17 protein-coding genes are annotated in these 16,976 nt (G+C 66.9%); 7 read left to right on the top strand and 10 right to left on the bottom strand.

Going from position 1 to position 16,976, the window contains the following annotated elements; all coding sequences use genetic code 11:
- The first annotated feature begins 62 nt into the window (after positions 1-62).
- The 4 genes from ACSFBL_RS21680 to ACSFBL_RS21665 are packed head-to-tail and all read left to right on the top strand — an operon-like array spanning position 63 to position 3,223.
- Positions 63-1,112, top strand: a complete 1,050-nt coding sequence (locus ACSFBL_RS21680) for a branched-chain amino acid ABC transporter permease (RefSeq protein ID WP_435517887.1) — start codon at positions 63-65, stop codon at positions 1,110-1,112.
- Positions 1,099-1,842 carry an ABC transporter ATP-binding protein gene (locus tag ACSFBL_RS21675; protein WP_435517886.1) on the top strand — a complete coding sequence of 248 codons (744 nt, stop codon included), beginning with the start codon at positions 1,099-1,101 and terminating at the stop codon, positions 1,840-1,842. Before ACSFBL_RS21680 ends, ACSFBL_RS21675 begins: the two co-directional genes overlap by 14 nt.
- Positions 1,839-2,591, top strand: a complete 753-nt coding sequence (locus ACSFBL_RS21670) for an ABC transporter ATP-binding protein (protein ID WP_435517885.1) — start codon at positions 1,839-1,841, stop codon at positions 2,589-2,591. Before ACSFBL_RS21675 ends, ACSFBL_RS21670 begins: the two co-directional genes overlap by 4 nt.
- Positions 2,591-3,223: an ATP-binding cassette domain-containing protein gene (locus tag ACSFBL_RS21665; protein ID WP_435517884.1), complete on the top strand. Its 633-nt coding sequence runs from the start codon at positions 2,591-2,593 to the stop codon at positions 3,221-3,223. The genes ACSFBL_RS21670 and ACSFBL_RS21665 overlap by 1 nt, the downstream gene beginning before the upstream one ends.
- Here ACSFBL_RS21665 and ACSFBL_RS21660 read toward each other — a convergent pair.
- The 3 genes from ACSFBL_RS21660 to ACSFBL_RS21650 all read right to left on the bottom strand — a co-directional run bounded on the left by ACSFBL_RS21660 (position 3,220) and on the right by ACSFBL_RS21650 (position 5,952).
- Positions 3,220-4,842, bottom strand: a complete 1,623-nt coding sequence (locus ACSFBL_RS21660) for an MFS transporter (RefSeq protein WP_435517883.1) — start codon at positions 4,840-4,842, stop codon at positions 3,220-3,222. The genes ACSFBL_RS21665 and ACSFBL_RS21660 overlap by 4 nt on opposite strands.
- 54 nt (positions 4,843-4,896) lie before the next feature.
- Positions 4,897-5,511 (bottom strand): PAQR family membrane homeostasis protein TrhA, encoded by a 615-nt coding sequence (trhA, locus tag ACSFBL_RS21655; RefSeq protein WP_435517882.1) that lies wholly within the window; start codon positions 5,509-5,511, stop codon positions 4,897-4,899.
- Positions 5,512-5,751: 240 nt separating this feature from the next.
- Positions 5,752-5,952 (bottom strand): hypothetical protein, encoded by a 201-nt coding sequence (locus tag ACSFBL_RS21650; protein ID WP_435517881.1) that lies wholly within the window; start codon positions 5,950-5,952, stop codon positions 5,752-5,754.
- 217 nt (positions 5,953-6,169) lie between these two features.
- Between ACSFBL_RS21650 and ACSFBL_RS21645 the strand changes: the two genes are divergently transcribed.
- Positions 6,170-7,111 carry a crotonase/enoyl-CoA hydratase family protein gene (locus tag ACSFBL_RS21645; protein ID WP_435517880.1) on the top strand — a complete coding sequence of 314 codons (942 nt, stop codon included), beginning with the start codon at positions 6,170-6,172 and terminating at the stop codon, positions 7,109-7,111.
- Here the strand turns inward: ACSFBL_RS21645 and ACSFBL_RS21640 are convergent, their stop codons facing one another.
- Together ACSFBL_RS21640 and ACSFBL_RS21635 are read right to left on the bottom strand one after the other, a co-directional pair.
- Complete coding sequence (locus tag ACSFBL_RS21640; RefSeq protein WP_435517879.1) at positions 7,112-7,330, bottom strand: YbdD/YjiX family protein; 219 nt, start codon at positions 7,328-7,330, stop codon at positions 7,112-7,114.
- Positions 7,327-9,393, bottom strand: coding sequence for a carbon starvation CstA family protein (locus ACSFBL_RS21635; RefSeq protein ID WP_435517878.1), 2,067 nt, complete (start codon positions 9,391-9,393; stop codon positions 7,327-7,329). The genes ACSFBL_RS21640 and ACSFBL_RS21635 overlap by 4 nt, the downstream gene beginning before the upstream one ends.
- A gap of 226 nt (positions 9,394-9,619) precedes the next feature.
- Here ACSFBL_RS21635 and ACSFBL_RS21630 point away from each other — a divergent pair, with 226 nt between their 5' ends.
- Entirely contained in the window at positions 9,620-9,886 is a 267-nt protein-coding gene (locus tag ACSFBL_RS21630) for a hypothetical protein (protein ID WP_435517877.1), read from the top strand.
- 18 nt (positions 9,887-9,904) lie between these two features.
- Here ACSFBL_RS21630 and ACSFBL_RS21625 read toward each other — a convergent pair whose 3' ends face one another.
- The 5 genes from ACSFBL_RS21625 to ACSFBL_RS21605 all read right to left on the bottom strand — a co-directional run bounded on the left by ACSFBL_RS21625 (position 9,905) and on the right by ACSFBL_RS21605 (position 15,813).
- On the bottom strand, positions 9,905-11,359 hold the full coding sequence (locus tag ACSFBL_RS21625; protein ID WP_435517876.1) for a GntP family permease: 1,455 nt from the start codon (positions 11,357-11,359) through the stop codon (positions 9,905-9,907).
- 3 nt (positions 11,360-11,362) lie between these two features.
- The gene (locus ACSFBL_RS21620; protein WP_435517875.1) at positions 11,363-12,376 is read right to left on the bottom strand and encodes a patatin-like phospholipase family protein; all 1,014 of its coding nucleotides are present in this window, start codon (positions 12,374-12,376) and stop codon (positions 11,363-11,365) included.
- 244 nt (positions 12,377-12,620) lie between these two features.
- Entirely contained in the window at positions 12,621-13,520 is a 900-nt protein-coding gene (locus ACSFBL_RS21615) for a transglutaminase family protein (protein WP_435517874.1), read from the bottom strand.
- Positions 13,521-13,564: 44 nt separating this feature from the next.
- Complete coding sequence (gene mnmC / locus ACSFBL_RS21610) at positions 13,565-15,412, bottom strand: bifunctional tRNA (5-methylaminomethyl-2-thiouridine)(34)-methyltransferase MnmC2/FAD-dependent 5-carboxymethylaminomethyl-2-thiouridine(34) oxidoreductase MnmC1 (protein ID WP_435517873.1); 1,848 nt, start codon at positions 15,410-15,412, stop codon at positions 13,565-13,567.
- Between the two features lie 131 nt (positions 15,413-15,543).
- The gene (locus ACSFBL_RS21605; RefSeq protein ID WP_435517872.1) at positions 15,544-15,813 is read right to left on the bottom strand and encodes an oxidative damage protection protein; all 270 of its coding nucleotides are present in this window, start codon (positions 15,811-15,813) and stop codon (positions 15,544-15,546) included.
- Positions 15,814-15,940: 127 nt separating this feature from the next.
- Between ACSFBL_RS21605 and ACSFBL_RS21600 the strand changes: the two genes are divergently transcribed.
- On the top strand, positions 15,941-16,963 hold the full coding sequence (locus ACSFBL_RS21600; RefSeq protein ID WP_435517871.1) for a sulfate ABC transporter substrate-binding protein: 1,023 nt from the start codon (positions 15,941-15,943) through the stop codon (positions 16,961-16,963).
- The last annotated feature ends 13 nt before the right edge of the window (positions 16,964-16,976 follow it).

Genomic DNA, 16,976 nt, shown 5'->3' with positions numbered 1-16,976 from the left:
TATTAGAACGTACATTCTGTTTTGTCCAACATCAATTTCAAGAACCTGGAGACACGTCGTTCATGCAACTCGCTGCTGGTCGCGCCGCGCTGGTTCCTGCGCCCATGGTCCTGCTGCTGGTGTTCCTGCTGTCCACGCCGCTGTGGATCGCGCAGGTGGGCCTCTATCAGTACCTGGCGCTCGAAATCATGATCTGGATGATGTTCGCGCTGGGCTTCAACCTCCTGCTCGGTTTCACGGGGTTGCCGTCCTTCGGGCATGGGGCCTACTTCGGCATCGGCGCCTACGGCTTCGGGCTGCTGCAACTCAAGGTCTGGCCGAACCTGTGGTTCGACCTGGCCGGCGCGGTCCTCATCGCCGCCTGCCTGGGCGCGCTGGTGGGCCTCTTCATCTCGCACCGGCGCGGCATCTACTACGCGCTGCTCACCATCGCCTTCGGCCAGGTGTTCTGGTTCATCGCCAACAAGTGGCATTCGGTGACGGGCGGCGAGGACGGCCTGCTCAACATCCGTCGGCTGCCGGTGGACCTGGGTTTCGTGTCCTTCAGCCTCGCGAGCAACAACGCGCTGTTCTACTTTTGTCTCGCCGTCTTCGCGGTGGTGCTCGTGGCCTTGTGGCGGCTGGTCCATTCGCCGCTCGGGCGCGTGTTGAGCGCCATCAAGCAGAACGAGACCCGCGCCGCATTCGTGGGCTACGACGTCTGGCGCTACAAGTGGCTGGCCTTCATCTTGTCGGCCGGTGTGGCGGGCCTCGCGGGTGCCTTGTTCGCCATGGCCCAGCAGTCGGCCTATCCCAATGTCATGAGCCTGCACAACTCGGGTTTCGTCGTGATGATGGTGCTGGTCGGCGGCGGCCTCGTGAGCTTCTGGGGGCCGGTGATCGGGGCCGCCTTCTTCGTTCTCGCGCGCGACCTGCTCGGCGCCTACACCGAGACCTGGCTACTCTGGTATGGCCTCATCTTCATGGCGATGGTGATCTTCAAGCCCGACGGCATCGCCGGCATCTGGCAGGCGTGGCGACAACGGCCGTCGGTCGGCCGGAAGGCGCTGGCAGTGACGGCGGCGGCGCCGGTGGCTGCGTTCGTCCAGCGAGGTGCAGATGAAGCTGTTTGAAGCCAGGGGCCTCTCCAAGCGCTTCGGCGACCAGGTGGTGCTCGAAGACATCACGCTGGATTGCGCCGAGGGCGAACTCGTCGGCATCATGGGGCCGAACGGCGCAGGCAAGACCACCTGCTTCAACGTGCTCACCGGGCGCTACAGGCCCGATCGCGGCACCGTCCGTTTCGCGGGCGAAGACATCACCGGGCTTCCGCCACGCGAGATTGCGCGCAGGGGCATCTCGCGTTCCTTCCAGATCATGAACCTGTTCGACGACTACTCCGCGCTCGACAACGTGCTGATCGCCACGCCTCGCGTGCGCCGGCAGGGCTTCAATCCGTGGCGGGACCTCGGCGCGGACAGTGCGGCACAGGATCTTGCCGCGAGCGTGCTCGACAGCGTGGGATTGGCGGGCAAGGAGCGCGTGCAGGCCCGAAGCCTGTCCTACGGCGAACGCCGGGCGCTGGAGATCGGCGTCGCGCTCGCAGCCGAGCCGCGCATGCTCTTCCTCGACGAGCCGACCGCGGGCCTCGGTGCGGAAGGCACGGCGCGGTTGGCGGAACTGGTGGCCCGCCTGAGGAAGCGGCTGACGATCATGATCATCGAGCACGACATGAAATTCCTCTTCGGACTGGCCGACCGGATCTCGGTGATCCACTGGGGCCAGGTCATTGCGCAGGGCACGCCGGATGCGCTGCGGCAGAACGAGTGGGTCGCCCGGTCCAACCTGGGGGCGTTGGCATGAACGCTGTCGCCATCGAACGGCCAGGTTCCGGGGCAGGGGCAGGGCAGGCGTCGCTGCTGTCCATTGACCACATCGACACCTTCTACGGCGAGACGCAGGCCCTGTTCGACGTCTCCCTGCATGTGGGCCCGGGCGAGGTGGTTGCATTGCTCGGCCCGAACGGCGCTGGCAAGACCACGACCTTGCGCTCGATCCTCGGACTGACGCCGCCCGGTGTCGGCAGGATCCGCTTCGACGGCCGCGACATCTCGCACGCGTCCACCCACGAGATCGCCCGCTGCGGCATCGGCTGGGTGCCTGACGACCGGCGCATCTTCCCGACGCTCACTGTCGCGCGCAACCTCGCGATCGCGCGCAAGAGGTCCCGCTTCCGCGCATGGACGGAGAAGGAGTGCTTCGAGATCTTCAGCGCGCTCGAATACCTGATGCACCGCGAGTGCGAGAACCTCTCGGGCGGCGAGATGCAGATGGTCGCCATCTCGCGCGCCCTGCTCGGATCGCCCGGCCTCGTGCTGTTCGACGAACCCAGCCAGGGGCTGGCGCCGAAGGTGGTGCAGGACGTGATGAAGACCATCACGCGGCTGAAGGCCGAAGGCGTCGCGGTGCTGGTGGTCGAGCAGAACGTGCAGAGCGCGCTCGAAGTGGCGGACCGCGTCTACGTGATGAACCTCGGCAGCATCGTCCACGAAGGCCCGGCCGGCGCGCTGCGGCACGACGCGACGCTGCGCCGTCAACTGCTGGGGGTCTGATGACGATGGGCGCCCCGCTTCTCCAGGTCGTGCAGGTCGGCAAGCAATACCGCCGCGGCCTGATCCGTCCCCAGGTCACTTTCTCGCTCGCAGCCGATTTCGAGGTGGCCGAGCCGACCGTGGTGGGCGTGCTCGGCCCCAACGGCTCCGGCAAGACGACGCTGTTCGAGCTCATGACGGGCAGCAACCTGCCCGACGCCGGCCACGTGCGGGTCAACGGGCAGGACATCCATCGCGTGCGCACGCGCGAGCGTGACCGGTTGGCGATCCACTACCACCAGTCCTACCAGGTGCGTTCGTTCCAGCGCACGCGGCCGAACTTCATGCTCGAACACGCAGTGAGCGATTCGCCGCTGGTGCACTTGTTCGACGAGCCGCAGTTCAACACGCAGGATGGCTACATCGGCTTCATGCTGGACTTCTTCCGGAAGCTCCGTGGGGCAGGGCGCGTGGTGTTCCTCTGCCTGCATCCGAACGAGCCCTGGCACATCGACATCCTGCGCGAGAGCTGCGAGCGCTTCATCTTCGTGCAGAAGGGCGTGGTGACGCAGTTGCCGGACTTCGCCGCGCTGATGGGCGACGAGCGCGTGCGCGCCTACCTGGGCGCACTGGCGCCGGTGCGCCAGCGCTAGCCGCCGTGCGCCTCGCCGGACGCCGGGGCAAATGCGTCCTGGATGTCCTCCAGCCCGCGTCCGCGCGTCTCGATGCCGCTACGGACCAGCAACACGGCCGCGGCGGCCATCGGCAGGGCGATGAGCAGGGCCGACAGGGTGAAGTGCCCGAACACGCCCAGCACGCCGAAGGCTGCGCCAAGGATGCCGCCGAACTTCGAACTGGCTGCGATCACGCCCGAGCCGGTGCCGCGCAGGTGCACCGGGTAGATCTCCGCCGCGTAGGGGATCAGCATCGCGATGACGCCGCTCGAACTCACCAGCAGCAACGCGGTGGTCAGCACCATCGCCGTGCCTGATCGCACCTGGGCGACCCCGAGCCCGAAGAACACCAGCAAGGTGGCCGCCGTCAGGACGATGAAAAGCACCAGCGCCTTGATGCTGCTCCAGCGGTGGTAGAGCCAGATCACGAGGGCGATGCCGGGCAGTGCCAGCAGCGCCGAGCGTGCCAGCAGTGCGCTGGCGGCGGTGGCGTCCATGCCCATGCTGCCGAGGTTGGTCGGCAGCCACAGCAGGAATCCGAAGTTCACGAGACCCCAGGCCACGCCGCAGACGATCAGGCCCCAGGTGATCCGCGCATGGCCGCCGCGAAGCAGTTGCCCCATGCCGCCGGCGGGCACTTCGGGTTCGGCGACGACCGCCGGCGGCTCGTCGGCACGCGAGGCGGCCGCCTCAGGGCCGGCGAACCTGGCGAGCACGGCGCGCGCTTCGTTGTCGAGCCCGGCGTTCGACAGGAAGCGGGGCGATTCGGGGATGTAGCGCCCCAGGAACACGATCAGCAATCCGGTCGGCAGGCCTAGCAGCCACAACGCGCGCCAGCTGAACTCCGGCACCAGCAGCGCGGCCGAGCCCGCAGCCAGCAGGTAGCCGGCCGAGGTGCCGATGCCGCCCAGTGCCACCAGCAGCCAGCCGCGGTGCGCGGCGGGCACCGTCTCGGCCATCAGCGTGAAGGTGATGGGCAGCAATCCACCGGCCGATGCGCCCATCAGGAAGCACATCACGAGGTTCCATCCGAATGACGGCATGGCGCCGCAGATCGCGGTGCCGATGAACATCAGTGCGGACAGCAGGATGGCCGATCGCCTTCCGAACACATCCGCAAGCCTTCCCCAGACGACGGAACCGACCGTGGTGCCGGTGAGTGCAACCAGCGCGAGCACGCCGGCCGTTTCCTTGTTGATCTCGTACTCGCGCGTCATGCCCGGCATCACGAAGCCCAGCGTGGCCGGCTTCAGCACGTCGACAGCAAGCGCGATCACCAGCACGATGACGAGCTTCCAATGCTCCCGATTCAGCGGCACCCCATCGGCCACGTGGAATTGCATGTGGCTGTCATGGTGCAGGCTCTTGTGCATCAGGCCGATGCGCGGCATCAGACCGTAGGCCGCGAGCAGCACGCCGAGGGGGATCATCGCCATGCCGGTCAGCATGGTGGCGTCCATCTCCATGCCGACCATCTGGTAGCCGGTGTACTTGCCCATCATGAACATGGGCACATGGGCAAGCACGCCGCCGATGATGGCCAGGCAGCCGATCCAGAAGGCGAGCGGGTGGTGGAAGTTGAAGTTCTGCGGTTTCACTGGACGTTCTCTCGGGCGGAGCATGTTACCGGGGTGCCCGGTACGCGCCACGCCCTAGAGAACGAACTGCGTCACGGTGATGTAGTGGCAGAGCGTACCGCCCAGCACGAACAGGTGCCAGGTGCCGTGCGCATGGCGCCAGCCGCGGGGATTGCGATAGAAGATCGTGCCGGCCGAATACAGTGCGGCGCCGATCATCAGCCACGTCAGCCCTTCGCCATCTAGCCGCGCCACGAGCGGCGCGCCGACGAGAACGCCGAGCCACCCCATGCCCAGGTAGAGCATCAGGGAGGTCTTCGGTGGCTCGCCCGGCCGCAGTTCGCGCCCGATGCCGAAGATCGCGGCGCTCCAGATGGCCGCCAGCAGCGCCCAGCCCCATGTGCCCTGGAGCGTGACCAGCGCGAAGGGGGTGTAGCTGCCCGCGATTAGCAGGTAGATGGCGCAATGGTCCATGCGCTGCCAGAAGAGCTTCATCCGGCCTCGCGTGCTGTGGAAGAGCGTGGACGCCGCATAGAGCGTCATCATCGAGATCGCGAACACCAGCGCGCTGGCGGTCTTGGCCGGATCGCCGTCCGGCATCGTCTTCGCGAGAAGTGCCGCGGAGCCCGCCGTGGCCATCAACAGGCCGAGCAGATGGGTGTATCCGTTGAAGCGTTCGCCGCAGTACATGGTGTCGCCCAGTCAGTAGGTGGATGAAGATCTTTCAAGTGGGCCGCAGCATTGCTGCAGCGTGATGACATCAGACCCGAGGCCGCGTTGCGGCGCATCAACCATTGGTGCTGGCGAGGTGGCCCGCTTTCGTCGTGCCGGCCTCGTCGTCTCTGCCTATCGGCAGAGCAGGTGCCTATGACCTGCTATGCCCTGTGCCTTCGGTCGTCCGTGACATCCGCCACGAACAGCCCTGCAATGTCAACGGCGGTCGCCGTAGACCATGAACAGCTGGTTCCCTTGCCTGGGGTGCTTGCCGACGGGGTCGGCGTCCTCGTCTTCGTCACCGGGGCCGCCGAAGCGATCCGGTTCGACCTGGGTTGGCTCGGTCTGGAAAGCGAACGCACTGAGATGGCGCCGAAGCGACGGTTCGAAATCGGGTTGGGGCATGGCGAGCGGCATGGTGTTTTCTCCTTGTGCCTGTGTGCGGGTACGTTAAGCCGCCGCACTTCGCCCCGTTGTAGGAGCCGGGACGCGGCGCGGTGACATGGCGGCTCGTTCGGCGCGACGCGCGTTCCTACGAAATCGCATCCTTGTGCGCGGTGTCGTACATCGCTTTGCGCCAAACGCCCGTCTGAAGTGAAATCGCCGTTGGCGACCCCCCAACAAAGGAGACTTCATGCCCGCGTTCGACACCGTCCTGATCGACAAGGACCCGCAGCATCCGCGCATTGCCCGCCTGCTGCTCAACCGCCCCGCCAAACTCAACGCCATCGGCCACACGACGCCTTCGGACATCCGCCATGCGGTCGAATGGGCGCAGGCGGATGACGAGGTGCACGTCATCGTGGTCGAGGGGGCGGGCCGGGCCTTTTGTGCCGGCTACGACCTCGGTGAGTACGCGGAGGGCAGGGACCTCGACGGCACGGCCGATCATCCGTGCCGGCAGGAGAAGACGCCGTGGGATCCGATGCTCGACTACGCCGCCATGAAGGCCAACACCGATGACTTCATGTCCCTGTGGCGCTGCACCAAGCCCACCATCGCCAAGGTGCATGGCTATGCCGTGGCGGGCGGCAGCGACATCGCCTTGTGCTGCGACCTGCTGGTGATGGCCGACGACGCGAAGATCGGCTACATGCCCACGCGCGTCTGGGGTTGCCCGACGACCGCGATGTGGACCTACCGGCTCGGCGCGATGCGTGCCAAGCAGCTCATGTTCACCGGAGACACCATCAGCGGAACGCAGGCGGCCGAATGGGGCCTGGCCAATTTCTCGGCGCCTGCCGACCGGCTGGACGAAGCCACTCTGCAACTCGCGCAGCGCATCGCGGGAGTTCCGTGTTCGCACCTCATGATGCACAAGCTGGTCGTCAACCAGGTGTGGCACTCGATGGGGCTGGAGCAGTCGCAGATGTTCGCGACGGTGTTCGACGGCATCACGCGCCATAACCCCGAAGGGATGTGGTTTCGCCGTCATGCCGAGGTGGAAGGCTTCAAGAGCGCCGTCGCCTGGCGCGACAGCAGCAGGCCCATACCGGAAGGCGACGAGGCGAGGGCGCTGGTCAAGGACCTCGAGGCGCGCCTGGCCCGAGCCCGGGCCGCGCTCGACGGCGCCTGATCAGCAGCAGCGCGCGCCGCCCTTGCCGTAGCGGCGCTCGATCACTCGCGCGCAGTACTCGTTGCGCGACAGCACCGGCGCGCCCGGATGCAGCGCCTCGGCATGCGCCAGGTAGCGCTCGTAGTCGGGCATGCCGAAGACCTGCCGGCACACCGTGCAGAGGCTGCGGATGTTCTTGCCCAGCCAGCGCTGCGCACCCGCTTCGCGTTCTTCGGTCATGAAAGCGCTCCCTGCGGGCCCGTCATCGGCGGGATCTCCTGCGCGGTCGGCTTGGACTGCTTTAGCGCCTGCATGCAGATCTTGGCCGCGAAGACGCACATCGCCACCACCAGCAGCACGAAGAAACCGCAGACGACCGCGTCGAGGTAATTATTGAATGCCACGCGCTGCATCTCCTCGATCGACTTGGCGGGCGCGATCAGCTTGCCTTGCGCGGCCGCGTCGCCGAACTTGTGCGCCAGCGCCAGGAAGCCGATCGCCGGGTCGGGATGGAAGATCTTCTGCACCCCCGCGGTCAACGTCGTGACCAGCAACCAGGCCGTCGGCACCAGCGTGACCCACACGTAGCGCTGGCGCTTCATCTTCACCAGCACGCTCGTGCACAGCAGCAGGGCGATGCCGGCCAGCATCTGGTTGCCGACGCCGAAGAGCTGCCACAGCGTGTTGATCCCGCCGAGCGGATCGACCACCCCCTGATAGAGGAAGTAACCCCACATTGCCACGCAGAGTGCCGTCGCGACGAGGTTGGCGGGCAGGAACTCGGTGTTGCCGAGCGGCTTGTACACGTGGCCCAGCATGTCCTGGATCATGAAGCGGCCGACCCGTGTGCCGGCGTCGACGGCGGTCAGGATGAACAGCGCCTCGAACAGGATCGCGAAGTGGTACCAGAAGGCCTCCATCGACTTGCCGCCGAAGGCCTGGCCGAGGATCTGCGCCATGCCCACCGCCAAGGTCGGTGCGCCGCCGGCGCGCGAGAGGATGCTGGTCTCGCCGATGTCCTTGGCCGTCTGCGTGATCAGCTCCGGCGTGATGACGAAGCCCCAGCCGGAGATCACCTGCGCCGCGTTGGCGGCGGTCGTGCCGATCACCGCGGCGGGCGCATTCATCGCGAAGTAGATGCCCGGATCGAGCACGCTCGCCGCCGTGAGCGCCATCACCGCGACGAAGGACTCGGCCAGCATCCCGCCGAAGCCGATGAAGCGCATGTGCGATTCCTTCTCGACCATCTTGGGCGTGGTGCCGGACGAGATCAGCGCATGGAAGCCCGAGACCGATCCGCAGGCGATGGTGATGAAGAGGAAGGGAAAGAGCTTGCCGGAGAACACCGGCCCGGTGCCGTCGATGAAGCGCGTCGTCGCCGGCATCGCGAGCATTGGCGCGACGTAGTAGATGCCCAGCGCCAGCGCCACGATGGTGCCGATCTTCAGGAAGGTGCTGAGATAGTCGCGCGGCGCGAGCATCAGCCATACCGGCAGGCTGGCCGCGATGGCTCCATAGATGATCAGCGCCCAGGCGAGTTGCTGACCCGTGAGCGTGAAGATCGGCGCCCAGGTCGGGCTTTCGGCCACGGCGCGCCCGAGGAAGATCGAGAACAGCAGCAGCACCACGCCGAAGGCGGAGGCCTCGCCGACGCGCCCCGGCCGGATGATCCGCATGTAGACGCCCATCAGCAGCGCGATCGGGATGGTCGCGAAGATGGTGAACAGGCCCCACGGGCTTCCGGTGAGCGCCTTGACCACGATCAGCGCGAGCACCGCCAGGATGATGATCATGATCGCCAGCACGCCGATCAGGGCGAGCGTGCCGGGGATGGGCCCCAGTTCCATCTTGATCATCTCGCCCAGCGACTTGCCGTCACGGCGCACCGAGGCGAAGAGCACGATGAAGTCCTGCACCGCGCCAGCCAGGACCACGCCGGAGAGGATCCACAGCGTGCCGGGCAGGTAGCCCATCTGCGCGGCCAGCACCGGCCCCACCAGCGGGCCCGCGCCCGCGATGGCCGCGAAATGGTGGCCGTAGAGCACCCATTTGTTCGTCGGCACATAGTCCATGCCGTCGTTGTGGCGGATGGCCGGCGTCTCGCGCGTGTCGTCGAGCCGGAGGACCTTTTCGGCGATGAACTTGCTGTAGAACCGGTACGCGATGAAGTAGACGCACAGCGCCGCGGTGACCAGCCACACCGCGTTGACGCTTTCGCCGCGCCCCAGCGCCAGCGCGCCGAACGACAGGGCGCCCACGATGGCCACTGCGGGCCACAGCAGGAGGGATGTGAGCTTGTTCATGCCGCCGCTCCTCTCACGAAAAAAGAACCGGTCCGGGACGGACGGACGTCATGCGACGCCCCGGGCGGGGCTCATCATCCTGCCGCCGCGTCCGTCGCGCAAGGCGCGATGCCGTCCGCCTCGCAACCGGGCGAAAAGACTACGGCCGATGGGATATAGACCTACGCCCACATAAAGTAATACATAAGTAGTCTGACAACACACAAGGCAATTCGTGGGAGCGACCGTGCACAGAACCAGAAAAGGCGAACTGGCCCGACTGCATCGCGCAGTCGTGATCAGTCGCCTTGCCGTGGACGCCGCGCGCGTGGAACTCATCGAAGCGCTGGGCGACTGGATGTGCGGCAGCGACAACCCGCCGCCGAGCGCCGAGGAAATCGCCGAACTGGCCCGCCTGGTCGAAGCGCAGGAGCAGGCCGAGGCAAGCTATGCGAGTTGTATTGCCGCGCTGTCCGAGGAGTGGGTCGCCCACGCGCGACGCCGGCGGGCCTGAGCCCTCCGGCGCACGGTTTCAGAACGAGCCGAAGGCCGTCCCGACGGCGATCACGGCGATGAGCGCGAGCAGGGCGCCGACGATCCCCACCATCACGATGTCGAAGTAGCTTTCGCGGTGCCCCGTACCGCATACGGCGAGCAGCGTGACGACGGCGCCGTTGTGCGGCAGGCTGTCGAGCGTGCCCGCGCCGATCACCGCGACGCGGTGCATGAGCGCCGGATCGATGCCGGTAGTGGCGGCAAGCTGCATGTAGGTGGCGCCGAGCGCATCGAGCGCGATCGTCAGTCCGCCGGAAGCCGAGCCGGTCAGCGCGGCCAGGATGTTGGTCGACAGCGCGAGCGACACCAGCGGCCCGCCGCCGATGCCCAGGACCCAGTCGCGCACCATCTCGAAAGCCGGCATGGCGGCAACCACAGCACCGAAGCCCACCAAGCTGGCCACGCACACCACCGGCAGCACCGAGGCGTTCGCGCCCGCGTCGACCGTCGCGCGCAGCGAAGGCAGGCGCTTCCAGTTCATGACCACGAGCAGGACGATGGCAGCCGCGAGTGCGACCAGCACGGCCCAGACGCCGCCCACGTTGGCAAGGGTGATGCCGCCGAAGCGTGGCTCTTCGAGATAACTCGTATCCAGGCTCGGCAGCACCACGAGCGCCATCAGCAGATTGACGAGCACCACCACCACGAGCGGCAGCAGTGCGACGACGATGCCCGGCTGCCCGCTGCCATGCTCGCCATGCGTGACTTCGGCCGGGTCGAAGCTGCCGGAGGTGGTGGCGCGTTCGCGCACCACCGGGTCCTCCGCGGCACCGACGTGCTTGTCGACCGAAACGGGCACGTAGGTCTCACCGGACCGGCGCGCCGACCCTTCCGCGCGCCGCAGCCACCACATGCCGAAGCCCAGCATGATGGCCGCGGCCATCACGCCCAGGCCCGGCGCGGCAAACGCCGTGGTGCCGAAAAAGGGCATCGGGATCGCGTTCTGGATGGCCGGCGTGCCCGGCAGCGCCGACATCGTGAAGGTGGACGTGCCCAGCGCGATGGCCGCCGGCATCAGCCGCGCCGGAATGTCCGCCGCGCGGAACAGCGCATGCGCCATCGGTGCCAGCACGAAGAAGGCGACGAAGAGGCTCACGCCGCCATAGGTCACCAGCGCACCGGCCAGCACCACGGCCAGCATCGCGCGCTTGGGGCCCAGCTTCTCGGTCATGAAGCGCGCGATAGTCTGCACCGATCCGCTGTCGTCCATCAGCTTGCCGAACACCGCGCCGAGCAGGAAGAGCGGGAAGAACTGCGCCAGGAAACCGGCGGCGGAGCTCATGAAGGTCTGCGTCCAGTGCGCGAGCAACGGCTCCCTCGCGAACAGCGCCGCAATCAGGGCCGCTGCCGGCGCCAGGACGAGCACGCTCCACCCACGGTAGGAGAGCCAGATGAGCAGGCCGAGGCCTACGAAGATGCCTGCGAGTCCCATGGCTCAGACTCCTTCGAGCAAGGCGTCGAGATCGAGCGTCGAGCGCTTGCCGATGTCGCCCACATGCGCCTCGATGAACGCACTCGCGGAGCGCCGCCCCTCGTCGCGCAGTTTGCACAGGAAGGCCCACTCCGCGATCATCTTCGACGAGTAGCCGAGGTCCAGCATCGCATCGGTGGCGATGCGATGGATCCGCATGCGCGCCCATGCGGCGCCTTCGCCGCGGCCCGGATCCGCCACCTGGTGCAGCATGGCGATCATGCGCAACTCCTTCAGCAGCGGCGAGTTGAACGAGATCTCGTTGAGCCGGTTGTTGATCTCCTGCGCGCTGCGCGGTAGGCCCGGCCGCTCGACCGGGTTGATCTGCACGAGGATGGTGTCGCTCGACTGGCACTCGCGGATCAGCGGGGTCATCGTCGGGTTGCCGGCATAGCCGCCGTCCCAGTAGGGATCGCCGTCGATCTCCACCGCATGGAACATCGACGGCAGGCAGGCCGATGCGAGCAGCACATCGGGGCCGATCTCGGCATTGCGGAACACGCGGCCGCGGCCGGTGCGCACGTTGGTCGCGGTCACGAAGAGCTTGATTGGCGACGAGGCGAGTCGCTCGAAGTCGATCAGGTTGGCCAGGATGCCGCGCAGCGGGTTCATGCCTTGCGGGTTCAGGTCGTAGGGCGACCAGAGGCGCGTGGCCATCTCGATCGCGACGAAGGCAGGCGAGTTCTCGAGCGTCCACGTGCCGCTGAACATCTCCGCCCAGCCGCGACGGAACGGGCTGAAGCGGGCCGCATCCGAGACGCCGCGCCAGAACATCTCGAGGGATTCACGCGCACCTTCGGCGCCGCCGCCCGCGTAGCCGCAGGCCAGGACGGCCGCGTTCATCGCGCCAGCGGAAGTGCCCGAGATGCCGTCGACGCGCATCCAGGGTTCTTCCAGCAGGCGGTCGAGCACGCCCCACGTGAAGGCGCCGTGGGCGCCGCCGCCTTGCAAGGCAAGGTCGATAGGCAAGGTTTTCAATGAAGTCCTCCTGATGCGCGGCGCGTGACACCGCTGAACTGCATGCGCTTGCAAGGATCGTGCGGAGTCTGTCCCCGTCTTTGTGCAAGCACGAATCCGAATCCAACGTCAATGGGCCCAAGGTGCATGGTCGCTTCGAACGATGACGGGTCCGCGTCACTCCGCGTCATGGCACCTCGGGCTTCACTCTAAGGAGTCCCCGTTGCGCACGCAACTCACGGGCCCTGGCGCGCAAGCGCGGCGGTCAGTTCGAGACGCGGCGTACCACGACGGAGGCGTCCAGTCCCTCGTAGGCCTCGGGGTCGCCGTACCAGCTGCCTGAAATGGGCGCGGCCAGCGCCGGATCGCGTGCCACGCCGACCCGGATGAGTTGGCCGCCGCTGCCCATGAGGTTGTTGGTCGGGTCGAAGGCGATCCAGCCCGCGCCGGGCAGGTACGCGTGCAGCCACGCATGGGTGCTTCCGGCGCCCGTCATGGAATCGCCGGGTTCGCTGGCGCCGGTGTCGAGTGCGGCGTCGTACAGGTAGCCGGTGACGAAGCGGGTCGCGACGCCCAGGCGACGCGCGGCTTCCATCATCAGCAGCGCGTAGTCGCGACAGCTTCCGCTGCCGAGCGTGAGCGTCTGGAGCGGCGTCTGGGTGCCTTCCTCGTCCCGCGGCGTGTATTTCAGGCTCTGGCCGATGTGGGCGTTCATGCGCGCGAGGACATCGCGGGTGCTGTTGGGTTCGTCGGTGTAGAGGAACTGGTGGGCCCAGCGGATCAGTACGCCGGCCGGATCGTCATAGTGCGGGCGCAGGTAGTGTTCGAGGTCGAGCCGCTCCTGCACCGAATAGGCGAAGGGCAGCATCTCGGCCGCCGGGTCGAGCGACAGCGTGTCGAGCGGCGCGTCCACGTGCTCGATGGTGAAGGAGCAGACGATCCGCAACTCCAGCGCCTCGCCCATCGGCTGCACCATGGCGATCGAGTTGGAGTAGGGGTCCTGGATCATCCTCACATGCGCCTGCGGACTCACCTGCAGGTCGGTGGCGAGCACGCGCAGGTCGTGACTGTCGCGCGGCCTGAACATCACGCGATGCAGGCCGAAGGTGACCGGCGACTTGTAGCGGTAGATGGTCGTGTGGGTGATGTCGTAGTGCGTGGGCATGGCGGATTGTGCTGCCGGCGGGATTCCGGCCCCAAGCAATTCGATCAGGCCTCGGGCCAGGCGCGTCGCGCATCCAGCGCCTGCGCGAGCTTCGCCGGCAGCGGCAGCGGCTCGTGGTGCCAATGGGCCGCGAGCAGTTCGGCACACAGCACGGCGAAGCTCAGTCCGCGCGAACCCAGCGCGGTGCAGACCCAGACGTCGGCGGTTTCGGGCGACAGGGGCCCGACCAATGGGCGCCGGTCCGCGGAGGCGCAGCGCACGCCGACCCATGTGTTCGTCTGGCCGCGGTTGAAGGCGTCTGCCAACTGCGCTGCTGCCTCGGGATGAAGCCGCTCCAGTCGTTCTCTGTTGAACGCGGTGTCGCCAGCGCGCGCGGCGATGTCGCTGCTGTCCCGGTCGAAAGTCGCGCCGCTGAGCCACAGCGTGCCGTCAGCCGTCGGGACGTGGGCAATGAGATGGCCGTCGCCGTTGAGCGGCATGGTCGGCAGGCGCGCGCCATCGGGGACGCGGCCCCATTCCACTTGACCGCGCACTGCCTGCAGCGGCAATACAGGGGCCAGCGCGCGGCTTTCGAAGCCGCCTGCGATGACGATGCGATCGGCTTCCGTCAGCACTGTGCCGCTGCCGTCGCGCACGGCCCATCGCGTGCCCGACGCTTCGATGCGCGCCGCCCGGCAACCGGTCCTGACGCGAATACCGGGCAGCGCCAGCCAGGCCTCCACCAGCCGCGAAGGCCGGACCCAGGCACCGCGCGCATGCCAGAGCGCGGCCGTGTCGAGCGGCAGGCCCGCTTCGCCAAGCTGGGTCGGGGACGCGTGCCATGACTCGTTCGGCCCGTCGGCCGACCAGCTTCCCGGCAACCGGTCGTCACCGACCGCCCTGCGTTCGAGCACGCCGCTGTCGCACCAATCGACGCCGTTGCCAAGCAACTGTTCCAACTGCTGCCACGTGGCGCGTATGCCGGCGCGTGTCAGCCGCGAGAGCAGGGCATCGTCGGGTGAAACGTGAGGCGCCAGCATGCCCACTGGCAAGCCCGAAGCGCCGCTTCCCGGCCGATCGGCCGCATCGAGCACCTCGACCTCCCATCCGCGCCGCGCCAGACTGGCCGCGACCGCGCCGCCCGCCAGACCTGCGCCGATCACCACGCACCGCCCGGCCGCCGCAGCGGGCGCGGGCGCCGGCCCGCGGCGACGCACCTGCCAGGCCGGCTCGAACACGCCTTGCAGGCAATCACGCTTCGGCGGCAGCCCCGGCGCCTTGGTCACCTGAAAGCCGTTCTGCGCCAGCGCATCGCACACCGCGCGCGCGATCGTCCAGGTCGCGACACGCGTCCCGCGCCGCGCGAAACGCGACACCGCCTTGAGCGTCTCGCCCGACCACATCGCCGGATTGCGTTGCGGGCTGAACCCATCGAGAAAAATGCTGTCCGCCTCGAAGCGCTGCGCCCTCAGCATCGCCTGCACGTCGCCGATGCAGAGGGTCAGCAGCACGCGCCCCTCGTCGAGCCAGATCCGATGAAAGCCAGGCAGCAGCCCATGCCACTGCGCCGCGAGCATTTCCGCCAGCCCGATCAGTTCCGGATAGGCTGACGCAGCGCGCAACAGATCCTCCCGCGACACCGGAAAGCCTTCGATCGACACGAAATGCAGCAGCCGAGGCCGTTGCGGATCAGCCCGCCAAGCCTGCCAGGTTGTCAGAAAGTTGAGACCGAACCCAAACCCGGTTTCGAGAACCCGCCATTGCGCCTGCCCCGCCCAAGCAGCCGGCAGCCCACAGCCACCCAAAAAAACATGCCTGGCCTGCGCCAACGCACCGGTTTCGGTGTGATAGATATCGTCGAACCGCGCACTCCGCGGAACCCCATCCGCGCGCCAGTCGACCCCTTCAGCCATGCTCAGCCCGACTCAATCCCCGCAGCCAAACGCCAGAAATACCGCGGAACCGGCTCCGCCGGGCCGCCAGTATTGCCCCCGGCAGGGGGTAGGCGAAGCGACACGAAGTGCGCGCAGCCTGGGGGGGAGCCTCATGTCGGGGGAACGTAACCCTGGGCGACGTCGGCGCCATCGCCGAAAAAGTGCTTCTCCATCTGGCGCGCCAGGTACTGCCGCGCCCTCGCATCCGCCAGATTCAGCCGGTTTTCATTGACCAGCATGGTCTGCTGCTTGAGCCAAGCGGCCCAAGCCTCCTTGCTGACGTTCTCCCACAGGCGCTTGCCGAGTTCGCCTGGATAGGGCGGAAAGTCGAGACCTTCGGCCTCTTTGCCGAGCTTGATGCACTGAACCATGCGTGCCATTGGGATGCCTTTGTGGGTGTCTTAGTTGATTTCGCTATTTAGAACTGAGAACTCAGTCGTTCCCGTTTCCATATGCCGTATCCAGAATACGTGGCTTCAGCGTTATGCCATTTGTGAGCACAAGACCATGAGCCTTCGCCGCGACTTTATCAAGCTTTCCCTCGGCGCCGCCGCAGCAGCCAGCATCGCCCTGACGTCGTTGCCGTCGTTCGCGCAGAGCGTGACCTTGCTCAACGTGTCCTACGACCCGACGCGCGAACTCTATGTGGACTACAACCAGGCCTTCATCAAGTACTGGAAGGCCAAGACCGGCCAGGACGTGACGATCAAGCAGTCGCATGGCGGCTCCGGCAAGCAGGCGCGCTCGATCATCGACGGCATCGATGCCGACGTCGCGACGCTGGCACTGGCCGGCGACACCGATGCGCTCGTGACGCACGGCGGGCTCGTCAAGCCCGACTGGCAGAAGCGCCTCCCGCAGAACTCCGCGCCCTACACCTCGACCATCGTCTTCCTCGTGAAGAAGGGCAATCCCAAGGGCGTGAAGGACTGGGACGACCTCGTGAAGCCCGGCGTGCAGGTGATCACCCCCAATCCGAAGACGTCCGGCGGCGCCCGCTGGAACTACCTCGCGGCGTGGGAATTCGCCAAGCGCAAATATGGCGGCGACGACAAGGCCAAGGAGTTCGTCGGCAAGCTCTACAAGAACGTGCCCGTGCTCGACACGGGTGCGCGCGGCTCGACCATCACCTTCGTGCAGCGGGGCGTCGGCGACGTGCTGCTGGCGTGGGAGAACGAAGCCTTCCTCGCACTGAAGGAGTTCGGCCCGGACAAGTTCGACATCGTCGTGCCTTCCGTCAGCATCCTGGCCGAACCGACCGTGACCGTGGTGGACAAGGTCGTCGACAAGAAGGGAACGCGTGCCGTCGCCGAGGAATACCTGAAGTACCTCTACTCCGACGAAGGCCAGGACATCGCGGGCCGCAACTACTACCGCCCGACTTCGGAGAAGGCCAAGGCGAAGTACGACAAGCAGTTTCCCAAGCTGACGCTGTTCACGATCGACCAGGCCTTCGGTGGCTGGGCCAAGGCGGACAAGGCGCACTTCGCGGATGGCGGGTCTTTCGACCAGATCTACACCAATAAGTAGCTCGCCCCCAGGC

Origin of the sequence: Variovorax glacialis, assembly GCF_051216375.1 — a bacterium.
Taxonomy (GTDB): domain Bacteria; phylum Pseudomonadota; class Gammaproteobacteria; order Burkholderiales; family Burkholderiaceae_C; genus Variovorax.
This window is presented reverse-complemented; position numbering and strand designations above follow the sequence as displayed.

Excerpts from the sequence above, each read along its gene's own strand:
- ACSFBL_RS21605 (WP_435517872.1), bottom strand. The coding sequence starts at position 15,813 with ATGGCACGCATGGTTCAGTGCATCAAGCTCGGCAAAGAGGCCGAAGGT.
- ACSFBL_RS21680 (WP_435517887.1), top strand. The coding sequence starts at position 63 with ATGCAACTCGCTGCTGGTCGCGCCGCGCTGGTTCCTGCGCCCATGGTC.
- ACSFBL_RS21635 (WP_435517878.1), bottom strand. The coding sequence starts at position 9,393 with ATGAACAAGCTCACATCCCTCCTGCTGTGGCCCGCAGTGGCCATCGTG.
- trhA (WP_435517882.1), bottom strand. The coding sequence starts at position 5,511 with ATGTACTGCGGCGAACGCTTCAACGGATACACCCATCTGCTCGGCCTG.
- ACSFBL_RS21675 (WP_435517886.1), top strand. The coding sequence starts at position 1,099 with ATGAAGCTGTTTGAAGCCAGGGGCCTCTCCAAGCGCTTCGGCGACCAG.
- mnmC (WP_435517873.1), bottom strand. The coding sequence starts at position 15,412 with ATGGCTGAAGGGGTCGACTGGCGCGCGGATGGGGTTCCGCGGAGTGCG.
- ACSFBL_RS21650 (WP_435517881.1), bottom strand. The coding sequence starts at position 5,952 with ATGCCGCTCGCCATGCCCCAACCCGATTTCGAACCGTCGCTTCGGCGC.
- ACSFBL_RS21665 (WP_435517884.1), top strand. The coding sequence starts at position 2,591 with ATGACGATGGGCGCCCCGCTTCTCCAGGTCGTGCAGGTCGGCAAGCAA.
- ACSFBL_RS21600 (WP_435517871.1), top strand. The coding sequence starts at position 15,941 with ATGAGCCTTCGCCGCGACTTTATCAAGCTTTCCCTCGGCGCCGCCGCA.
- ACSFBL_RS21625 (WP_435517876.1), bottom strand. The coding sequence starts at position 11,359 with ATGGGACTCGCAGGCATCTTCGTAGGCCTCGGCCTGCTCATCTGGCTC.
- ACSFBL_RS21615 (WP_435517874.1), bottom strand. The coding sequence starts at position 13,520 with ATGCCCACGCACTACGACATCACCCACACGACCATCTACCGCTACAAG.
- ACSFBL_RS21670 (WP_435517885.1), top strand. The coding sequence starts at position 1,839 with ATGAACGCTGTCGCCATCGAACGGCCAGGTTCCGGGGCAGGGGCAGGG.
- ACSFBL_RS21640 (WP_435517879.1), bottom strand. The coding sequence starts at position 7,330 with ATGACCGAAGAACGCGAAGCGGGTGCGCAGCGCTGGCTGGGCAAGAAC.
- ACSFBL_RS21645 (WP_435517880.1), top strand. The coding sequence starts at position 6,170 with ATGCCCGCGTTCGACACCGTCCTGATCGACAAGGACCCGCAGCATCCG.